The following is a 10,231-nucleotide window of genomic DNA, read 5'->3' on the forward strand; positions in this document are numbered from 1 at the left end:
ACATTCTGATGATCGTAGGTATGTGATCCAATCACATGTCCGGCATCAGACAGTTCTTTAATTTGTGCTTTGCTCATGTAATTTGCTTTGCCAATGGAGACTGTCATGATAAAGAATACGCCCTTAAAACCATATTTATTCATTTCAGGTATTGCAGCGGTGTATTGATCAAGTTTGGTATCGTCAAAAGTGAGCATGATTGGTTTCTTCGGTAATTTTTTACCATAAACCAGATAGTCGTAAAGTTGATCAGGTAAAATAGTATGATATCCGCTGTCGGCTAACATTTTCATCTGCGACTTAAATTCAGCAATGGGTACGATATAATCCTTGCCCATTTTACCATCCGTGGCAGTCCAGTTTCTGATTTGATGATAGCATAATATGGGCACTTGAGGTCGGGCTAGGATTTCGGCTGCACTGGCTGCTTTTTTAGATCCAGAATCCTCCTGGTTTTCGCTTTCACCCTGATTTAACCCTATTTCTTCCTTGTTTTCGGATGCTTTGGGTGCTGAATTTTGCTGGCATGAATTTAGGGCAAGCATCAAAATTATTAAATTTGCTAAGATTGTTTTAGTCTTCATTGATTATTAAAATATTGGCTTTAGTTTGTTCACGAAAATAGCGAAAATTGACATATTTTGAACGTTGCTTGCAATAAAAATAGTATTGATATGCAAGGAATAAATCGTTTGATAATAATTGCATTACCTTTGCAATTTAAATGGCAAAATGATAGATAAGGTATTAAAGAATTTGAAGATCGCATCCCTCAATGATATGCAGCGTGTTGCGATTGATTCGGCCATTGCTAAGGATACGATAATTTTATCCCCAACAGGATCTGGAAAAACAATCGCGTTTTTAATACCTGTATTAAGTCGATTAGATTTATCAAAGTCAGGTATACAAGCATTAATTTTAGTTCCCTCAAGAGAATTAGCCCTGCAAATTGAGCAGGTTTTTAAAGCTATGGGGACAGGTTTTAAGGTGAATTGCTTTTATGGTGGTCACCCGGTTAGAACCGAAAAAAACAATTTGGTACAGGCTCCATCTGTCGTGATTGGTACTCCTGGGAGGATCGCATTTCACATTCGTCATGATAATTTTAATCCGGATACCATTCATACTATTGTATTAGATGAGTTTGATAAGGCTCTTGAGTTTGGCTTTGAGGATGATATGGCTTTCATAATAAGTCGTTTAAAAAATATAGGACGCAGAATTTTAACTTCTGCAACCAAAATGCCTGAGATCCCTGAATTTACCGGATTAAGGAAGTCTGTTGAAGTGAATTTTCTTAGTGATTCAAATAGTTTACCCGATTTGAGCATTAAATCCTTAATCTCTGAAGCTGCTGATAAGCTTGAGACGCTATTTTCATTAATCTGTAAAATTGGAAATCGCTCCACACTTGTTTTTTGTAACCATCGTGAAGCTGTGGATAGAATTAGCGGATTATTATGGGATATGGGACTTGATCATGGGGTTTTTCATGGTGGGATGGAACAAGAAGATCGTGAAAAAGCTTTGTTGAAATTCAGAAATGGAAGTTATAGCTTTTTAATTACAACAGATTTGGCTTCCCGTGGATTGGATATTCCTGAAATTGAAAATGTGATACATTATCAATTACCGCATAATGAAGAGGCATTTTTGCATAGAAATGGGCGTACAGCAAGAATGAATGCAAGTGGTACGGCTTATGTAATTTTAACTGAAGATGAAAAACCATCCTTTTTGAAAGATAATATTGATCTCGAAATCTTGCCTGAGAAGGATATTGTGCCCGAAAATACAGCTTGGGCAACACTTTATTTAGGGGCCGGCAGGAAAGATAAAATCAATAAAATTGATATCGTTGGACTCCTAATGAAAAAAGGTAAGCTCGAAAAAAATGAATTGGGCTTAATTGAAGTACAAGATTTTTCTTCTTATGCCGGCGTTAATCGCAAGAAAATCGACAATGTGGTAAGGCTCTTGAAAAACGAAAAAATAAAGAATAAAAAAATAAAAATTGAAGTCTCCAGATAATAAAAATGAGCAATAACGACATTATGAAAAAGCTTCGTGTAGCACTTAAGCTAAACGATCAGGAAATTGTTGAAATCCTTAATTTAGTTGATTTTTCGATTACTAAGGCAGAATTAGGTGCTATTTTTAGGAACAAGGAGCATGAAAATTTTAAGCCTTGTGGTGATCAGATTTTGAGGAATTTTTTAAATGGCCTGATAATTTATAAACGGGGACCCAAACCTGACTTGGAACAAGGATTAAGGAGCAAGGATTAAGGAGCAAAGACAAAAGATTTGAGTAGAGTATGAAAAAATTCATCCCCTCAGATATCGCTCGACTTTCAACTTAAAACTGATAAAACCAACTGAAACTGCCTGAACTGTGATTTTTTTGATTGGTATGATTTTGATGATTACAGATGTCGTTAGCCTGACAGGGTATAAATACAACTCTTTACTAAATCAAGAAATGACTTCGAGAACCTCAGCCACCGGGTAGCTGGTGTCACTAGCCTAACCACTAATCAGACGATAATTGATTAAACCAAAACGCCCCAATTAGGGGCGTTTTATACTTAATTATTTTCTTCTTGCTTGGAGTTCTCCAATTCTAATTTTACCTTTAGTAATTCATTATAAAAATAAAATATTGTTGGCCTTATTTGCCAAAAATTGCTCCCCTCTAAGAAGGGTAATACTTTAGGATTAATGGTAACAAGTTTCGCCTTTATTATTTCATTTTCCATCTGTTCTAGTTGCTGGAGCGTTAATATAGAATTCTGCTCCGTAAAAAAGCCAACTTCCATTGTCTTTCCATAAATATCGGTTCTGATTATTATCATAAGGCCAGCACCTTTATCACCTGATGCAAGTGTTTCTATCTGTTGTCTGCTCATATACTTGGCGCATATTATGTTCAGTTGGGCTTTGTTTGTAACAATTTCAGGGTAGCTAAGAAGTTGGCCAAATAGCTTTGGAGAGTTTTGCTTCACATTGGTAAACTTGTTATTGATGTTTTCAATTGTAATGTATTTTTCTGTTTTTTTTACTTTATACTTTTGATTTATTGCCTTTGCAGTTTCACCATCATTTAAGTTTGACAATAAGCTTTGCGCTAAACAAGATGTACTAATGGTACTACACAACGTAATAGTAAATATGACTCTGAGAATTGAATTTATTGTTTTCATAATTTTAGGCTATTTACAGTTAGATATTGAAAATATGTTTAAAAGTGCATTTGGTAAAAGGTTGTAATTAATTTTTCCTCTGCCCGCATAAGATGATTCCTGGTAAAATTTATCCAAAAAATAGTAATACTTATTTTGGAAATCTGAAAATTGTTTCGGACTGGTGTTAAAGTTGTTGGTTATACTTGCAAGCCATTTACTATATTCTTTTTGTAAATCAATTGAAGCACTCGGCCCCATTGCAATTTCGTTTCCCTCTCCGCTGGTAATATCCTTAAACAATGCTTGTTCAAACTCTATATTAGGAAAACCATTTTCGTGATATTGTTCAATACCTCCAGGGTAGTGTACGTCTTGAAAAACATGAAAAAACTCATGTCTAAATATACTGATAGCGCTTAAACTATAACCAGTTGATAATTGATTAATCCAAAACGCCCCAATAAGGGGCGTTTTGGATTTTTTCATTGTTTTGAAGATTCCATTTCTTCTTTAATCTTTAATAAATCCTCATAAATAATTGTTGGAGTTATTCGCCAAAAATTACTTCCTTCTAATAAGGGCAATATTTCTGGCTTCATGATTACCAATTTAATTGTCATGAGCTCTTTTTCAATTTTTTCTAATTGATTTAGCGTCAATATGGAATTTTGTTCTGTAAAAAAGCTTACCTCTAATGTATTTCCGTTGATATCGGTTTTAATATCTATCATCAAACCTGCGTATTTTATACCTGCTGCAAGGGTTTCAATTTGTTGTTTGCTTATGTGATTGGCACATATCCTGCTAAGTTTGACCATATCAATAACAATGTCTGGTTTGGTCAATATTTGGCCGTGTAGTCTAGGAGAGTTCTGCTTTATATTGGTAAACCTATTATTGATGTTTTCAATATCAATGTATTTGGTAGTTTTTTTAATTTGATAGTTAAGAGTAAGGGCTTTATTTATCGAACCATCTTTTAGATCTATTAATTTAATTTGCGCAAAGCTTAAAAGCTGCATTAAAACTAAAGTAGCGGTCATTAGTAAACACTTGGTGTTTGAATTAATCTTTTTCATACGAATTATTATTTTAATGTTCGAAATTACAGTTTGAATTATTGAATATTGAAAAAAGTGCGTTTGGTCTAAGGTTATAGTTGATTGCTCCTCTACGATTATAAGGTCCATTTTGATGAAATTGTTCTAAGAAATAGTTATACTTACCCTTAAGATCCGAAAATTGTAGAGGTTTAATAGTGAAGTTATTTGTAATACTTAGAATCCAAGTTTCATACTCTCTTTTTAATTCTTCAGAACCACTAGATCCCATTGCTGATGAAGGAAAGTCTCCATTTATAATATCCTTAAACAGAGCCTGCTCAAACTCTAAATTTGGGTTGCCGGTGTAAGTGTATTGACTGGTACCACCTGGGTAATGCGCATCTTGATAAACGTGGAAAAATTCATGTCCAAATAAAGTGGAGCTACTTAAAGTAAATTCATTTGGCAATAATATGTTCTTTTCGCTAGGTCTATATGCACCATTATCCGTTACTGTTGGGTCTAAGCAAACTCCTATTTTTATGCCTGATGATTCAATCTTTTGGTATATGAAATTTCGTAGACATTTCCAGTATTCATTATTCCCTTCGTAAAGATATTGATTAAAGGTATTGCTTAACATAGTATTTTGGGGTTCTGTCAAGCAGTCATTCTTGGTTTTCATTATTTTTTTTAGACTATCCGTAGGGCATTTATAAATTCCTGTAGCACCTCCAATACATGTTTGGCATTCGTTGCTAAATATAGCTGTTCCGCCCGCTACTCCTGCACAGTCAATTTTATCAGAATATTGGTAAGGATCTACGCCGCTATAACCACTACCGGCAGGGCCACCACCACTTCCACCGCCAATATCTTCAGTGTCATGAGATCTAGTATTAAAATCAAAATCGTTTATTAAAATACAATTGGTTCTTGAATAGCCTATAACTACAGCATAACCACTTGTAATATCAACATAAGTATAATGAACATTATAACATAGGACTGAATTTCTCATACTCGCTTTGCGAAAAAAGACATTCGTTTCCTGCATGAGTGCTATATCTCCATTTTGGTTAAAAGCAAAGGCATGTTTTGGTTTGCCATTCCATTCATGCACAGAAATGATACCAACAAATTTATCGTTCTTTTTTTCACCCATTGGAGCCAAGCTGACCCATTCTGCCTGCATATTTTGACTCTTGTCCTTGTAAATAAGTAGGTAGCTCGATTTTTGGAGATCACGAAAATTTTTCTCGCCTTCAGCTTTTATACCTTGTGGCCTTTCATAGTCAATGGGTACAACTACGGCATCGCCAAGGTTTATTTTAACCATCTTAGCTTGTTCCCAAATCGGTGTTTTATTACCCTCTGGCCCAGGCTGACTGGGCATTGTACTCAATATCTCATCTTCAAAAAAACTGCGTGCTTCTTGCATAAATGAAGATTGGCTTTGAACGCTGTTTTCTGGTTTATCTTTCCGACAACTGTAGAGTAAGAGAAAAATAGAAAAGATTCCAGTAAAGATTAATCCTAGGTTAACCTTTTTGATAGGGGGGGGTATCTCATGACTGTGATTTTATTTATTTTCTAATTTAGAAATAAATATCATAAATTGAAATTATTTTTATTTTAAATTAATTATAAATACTTTTTGCTTAAAACTATTCTAGAACAAGGAATAAGGACAAAAAATGAGTTGCCATAAAATTCAATAATGCAAATGAGGCTAGTCTGATAACTGGGGTGGAGCAAACAACATAGACAAAAGATTTGAATATAAGAATATTCATCCTCCCTGATGTCGCCAGCCTAACCAACTAACCAACTATTCAACTAATAATTATTTTCACATTGACAAACCTTTTATTACCTTCCAAGTAAATTAGCACTAAAACGAGGGTTTTTATGGATTTTTTCAAAGCAAAATCAAATGGAGAAACCTCACTTCAGGTAGGTTTATATGCAGCGATTACCGTTTTTCTGACCTATACCATGGTTTTTGGATTTCGAAAATCATTCACAGTAGCAACTTTTGATGGAATAACTATTGCCGGTTACAGCTATAAAACAATCCTAGTTATTAGTCAGATGTTAGGCTATATGCTTGCTAAATTCTATGGTATCAAGTTTATTTCCGAGCTAAAACGACATGGTCGTGGCAAGATAATTATGCTGCTTACCTTAATTTCATGGCTTAGTTGGTTGTTTTTTGCGCTTGTTCCTGCTCCCTTTAATATCGCATTTCTTTTTATCAATGGCTTCCCTCTAGGCATGCTTTGGGGCGTGGTATTTTCTTATGTTGAGGGAAGGCGTAGTACCGATTTTATTGGCGCCACACTCGCAGTAAGTTTCATTTTTGCCTCCGGTTTTGTTAAAACAGTGGGAGCTTGGCTTATGTTAAATTTCGGCATTACAGAGTTTTGGGTTCCATTTTATACCGGACTTGTATTTGTGATTCCACTTTTACTTTTTGTGTTTTTAATTGAAAAAATTCCACCTCCAGATGAGGAAGATATTAAATATCGGATGGACAGAGTTCCAATGCTTGCCGCAGACCGTAAAAAGTTTACCAAGCTTTTCCTGCCCGGCTTAGTGGCGTGCATCTTAATCTATACCTTCGCAACTATTTTTAGGGATATGCGAGATAATTTTAGTGCCGAAATGTGGAAGGAAATGGGCTTTTTCAATAAACCGGAACTATTTGCTAAGACTGAAACTCCTATCACCATCATTATTCTTGTTTTAGTAGGCAGCATGGTACTAATTAAGGATAGTTTTAAAGCTTTAATGCTGTCGCATGTTTTTATCGGATTAGGTTTTTTGCTTGCGGGACTTTCATCTTACTTTTACATTAATGAAAGTTTAACACCCATTTGGTGGATGACTTTAGTTGGTTTAGGATTATACATGGTTTATATTCCTTTTAATTCCGTGTTTTTTGAGCGTTTAATTGCAGCTTTTAAGCATACAGGTAATGTGGGCTTCTTAATTTACCTTGCCGACTCATTCGGATACGTAGGAAGCGTAGGGGTGATGCTGAGTAAAGAAATATTTAAAGTTGAATTAAATTGGGTTACTTTTTTCTCAAATAGCGTAATTTGGCTGTCGCTAGTCGGACTTGCATTGACGGTTTTTTCTGCACTATATTTTTATAGTAAATACCTAGTTTTAGTAAAAAATAATGAATCTTGATTTGGTGATTTGTGTTTAATGAAAATGAATAATAAGGAAGCGATTTTAAGTGAATATGGATTGAATTCCAATGAGGCTATGTTGAAACCCTTCGGTACCGGGCATATCAATTCAACTTTTTTGGTGACAATCAAAACTACTGGTGAACAGTTTATTTTACAGAGTATCAACATTAATGTTTTTAAGAAGCCTGAAATTATTGCTCAAAATGTTAAGCATGTAGCAGATTTTTTAGCAGAAAAGTATCCTGATTATTTATTTATAAAGGCAATCAAGACTGTTTCTGGAGAGGAAATGGCAGTGCTTGATGGAGTTTACTGGCGACTAACCCAATTTGTTAGGAACTCAGTTTCATTTGATACTTTAACTGAACCCAATCAGGCTTATGAAGCCGCTTTGCAATTTGGTCGCCTCAATAAACTTCTATCTGATTTTGATGCATCGAAGCTAAAAGAGACTATTCCGGGATTTCATGATTTGGAACTTCGCTATAATCAATTTAGTGATGCGCTCGATTCTGCCTCCGACGAGGTAAAAAAACATGCTGAAAAGGAAATAAATACCGCCCTACATTATCGTTTTATACTCGATTATTTTAACTCGATTAAAAATTCGCCCGAATTACCGGACCGAGCAATGCACCACGATACAAAAATTAGCAATATGCTTTTTGATAGGGATAGTGTAAAAGGTATCTGCGTGATTGATTTAGATACGTTGATGGCCGGTAAATTTATTTCTGATTTAGGAGATATGATGCGGACTTACCTTTGCGCTTTCTCTGAAAATGAAGCGGATATCAGTAAAATAACTATCCGTATTGAATATTTTGAAGCTATTGTTAAGGGTTATTTGCATGAAATGGGCTCAATATTAAGTCCCCTAGAAAAAGAACTTATTCTCTTCTCTGGAAAATATTTGATCTATATGCAAGCCATTAGGTTTTTAAGTGATTACCTTAATGGAAATGTATATTATCCTATTTCTTATCCGGAGCAAAACCTTCATCGGACTAAAAATCAATTTAAGTTATTAGCTGAATTATTCGATAATGAAAAAACACTGGTTGGTCTTGTAAATAAATGTTTGAATGAGCATGATTCTAGGGTATAGGGGACTAATTATTTGATTATGTGCTAATTAACTTTATCCAACTTATTCATTTTTTGACTCTCAATTATTTTTTTATATTGATATAGTCAATTTACTTCACTATATTGCTTTAGCATAAAAATTAGAAAAACTAAAAATCAATTTATGGAAACCGGTACAGTAAAATTTTTTAATGAATCCAAAGGGTTTGGATTCATTACCCAAGAGGATGGAAAAGAGGTTTTTGTTCACGTAAGTGGATTAAAGCAGGATATAAGACAAAATGATAAAGTTGAATTTGAGGTTGAAGAAGGTAAAAAAGGCCTAAGTGCGGTGAATGTAAGACTTGCTTAACTTATTTATATCCATCAAAGAAGCCGTATTGAAATAATCAATACGGCTTCTTTATTTCAAAATGTGATACGCTGATTTATTCCCCCCTGTTTAGAAAAACAAATTGATTGTCAAATACATCCAGTTTTATTTTACTGTCTTTATCAATTTTTCCTGCAAGTATTTCTTTCGACAATTCATTTAGAATACGTTTTTGAATTACTCTCTTTAATGGACGGGCTCCAAATTGTGGATCATAACCTAGCTGTGATAACCAATCTAGGGCCTCTTCGCTTGCCTCAATCTCAATCCCCATTTCAGAAAGAGTATCCTGTACTCCTTTAAACTGAAGGGTAACAATATCTCTAAGCTCTTCACGATTTAAAGGTGTAAACATAATCAGCTCGTCAATTCGATTTAAAAATTCGGGACGAATAGTTTGTTTAAGAAGTTCAAATAATTCACCCTTAGTTTTGGCAATCAAATGATCTCTATTTAATTCTGTAAGATCTTTGAAATTATCTTGGATTAGATGTGATCCAATATTAGAGGTCATGATGATGATTGTGTTTTTGAAATCTACTAATCGACCTTTATTATCGGTTAATCGACCATCATCTAGAACCTGCAGTAAAATATTGAATACATCTGGATGTGCTTTTTCTATCTCATCAAGTAAAATTACTGAATAAGGCTTTCTACGCACGGCCTCTGTCAATTGTCCGCCTTCATCATAGCCAACATAGCCTGGAGGCGCTCCAATGAGCCTAGAAACAGCGTGGCGCTCTTGATATTCACTCATATCAATTCGAATCATGGCATGTTCATCATTAAACAGATATTCGGCTAAAGCTTTTGCGAGCTCAGTCTTACCTACGCCAGTAGTGCCTAGAAAGATAAAAGAGCCAATGGGTTTACGTTTGTCCTGCAAGCCCGCTCGAGAGCGTCTAATGGCATCAGAAATAGCTTCAATGGCTTCGTCTTGTCCCGCAACACGTTTATGTAGCTCTGCCTCCATGTGTAAAAGCTTTTCGCGTTCACTTTGAATCATTTTAGTAACCGGTACGCCAGTCCAGCGTGAAACAATACCTGCAATATCTTCTGCCGTGACCTCTTCTTTTAGCATTCGGTTATCAAGTTGTGTCTCGGCCAATTGTTTTTTGAGAAGCTCCACTTGATCTTGAGCTTGCTTTATTTTGCCATACCTCAATTCGGCAACCTTGCCGTAATCTCCAGCACGTTCTGCCTGATCGGCTTCCAACTTGAAGCTTTCAATTTGCTCGCCTTCGTTGTTAATAGCGTCCACAAGGTCTTTTTCTGCTTTCCAACGCGCTCTTAGCGAATCACGTTCGGTTGATAGGTTGGCGATTTCTTCGGA

At 35.2% G+C, this 10,231-nt stretch carries 11 protein-coding genes; 5 read left to right on the top strand and 6 right to left on the bottom strand.

From position 1 onward, the window contains the following. On the bottom strand, nucleotides 1–584 hold a 584-nt coding region (locus ACILQF_RS06345), incomplete at its 3' end, for a polysaccharide deacetylase family protein (RefSeq protein WP_395626574.1). A gap of 148 nt (nucleotides 585–732) precedes the next feature. On the opposite strand from ACILQF_RS06345, the gene ACILQF_RS06350 reads away from it, so the two are divergent. Then, entirely contained in the window at nucleotides 733–2,034 is a 1,302-nt protein-coding gene (locus tag ACILQF_RS06350; protein ID WP_395626575.1) for a DEAD/DEAH box helicase, read from the top strand. Between the two features lie 5 nt (nucleotides 2,035–2,039). Next, nucleotides 2,040–2,291, top strand: a complete 252-nt coding sequence (locus ACILQF_RS06355; protein ID WP_395626576.1) for a DUF1456 family protein — start codon at nucleotides 2,040–2,042, stop codon at nucleotides 2,289–2,291. A gap of 299 nt (nucleotides 2,292–2,590) precedes the next feature. Here the strand turns inward: ACILQF_RS06355 and ACILQF_RS06360 are convergent, their stop codons facing one another. Genes ACILQF_RS06360 through ACILQF_RS06375 form a run of 4 tightly spaced genes read right to left on the bottom strand, consistent with a single transcriptional unit; the run spans nucleotide 2,591 to nucleotide 5,671 of the window. Then, nucleotides 2,591–3,205 (bottom strand): hypothetical protein, encoded by a 615-nt coding sequence (locus ACILQF_RS06360; protein WP_395626577.1) that lies wholly within the window; start codon nucleotides 3,203–3,205, stop codon nucleotides 2,591–2,593. A 9-nt stretch (nucleotides 3,206–3,214) separates the two neighbouring features. Then, complete coding sequence (locus ACILQF_RS06365) at nucleotides 3,215–3,673, bottom strand: hypothetical protein (RefSeq protein ID WP_395626578.1); 459 nt, start codon at nucleotides 3,671–3,673, stop codon at nucleotides 3,215–3,217. Beyond that, entirely contained in the window at nucleotides 3,670–4,266 is a 597-nt protein-coding gene (locus ACILQF_RS06370) for a hypothetical protein (RefSeq protein WP_395626579.1), read from the bottom strand. Before ACILQF_RS06370 ends, ACILQF_RS06365 begins: the two co-directional genes overlap by 4 nt. Before the next feature lie 13 nt (nucleotides 4,267–4,279). After that, nucleotides 4,280–5,671, bottom strand: coding sequence for a hypothetical protein (locus tag ACILQF_RS06375; RefSeq protein ID WP_395626580.1), 1,392 nt, complete (start codon nucleotides 5,669–5,671; stop codon nucleotides 4,280–4,282). 470 nt (nucleotides 5,672–6,141) lie between these two features. Between ACILQF_RS06375 and ACILQF_RS06380 the strand changes: the two genes are divergently transcribed. From ACILQF_RS06380 to ACILQF_RS06390, 3 genes are all read left to right on the top strand, one after another. After that, nucleotides 6,142–7,428 carry a DUF5690 family protein gene (locus ACILQF_RS06380; protein ID WP_395626581.1) on the top strand — a complete coding sequence of 429 codons (1,287 nt, stop codon included), beginning with the start codon at nucleotides 6,142–6,144 and terminating at the stop codon, nucleotides 7,426–7,428. Nucleotides 7,429–7,452: 24 nt separating this feature from the next. Further along, nucleotides 7,453–8,541 carry a phosphotransferase enzyme family protein gene (locus tag ACILQF_RS06385; protein WP_395626582.1) on the top strand — a complete coding sequence of 363 codons (1,089 nt, stop codon included), beginning with the start codon at nucleotides 7,453–7,455 and terminating at the stop codon, nucleotides 8,539–8,541. Nucleotides 8,542–8,685: 144 nt separating this feature from the next. Then, entirely contained in the window at nucleotides 8,686–8,874 is a 189-nt protein-coding gene (locus tag ACILQF_RS06390; RefSeq protein ID WP_395626583.1) for a cold-shock protein, read from the top strand. A gap of 76 nt (nucleotides 8,875–8,950) precedes the next feature. Here the strand turns inward: ACILQF_RS06390 and ACILQF_RS06395 are convergent. Continuing rightward, nucleotides 8,951–10,231, bottom strand: a 1,281-nt coding sequence (locus tag ACILQF_RS06395; RefSeq protein ID WP_395626584.1) for an AAA family ATPase, incomplete at its 5' end; no start/stop codon positions are given.

Source organism: Daejeonella sp. (assembly GCF_044232565.1).
Classification (GTDB): Bacteria; Bacteroidota; Bacteroidia; order Sphingobacteriales; family Sphingobacteriaceae; genus Daejeonella.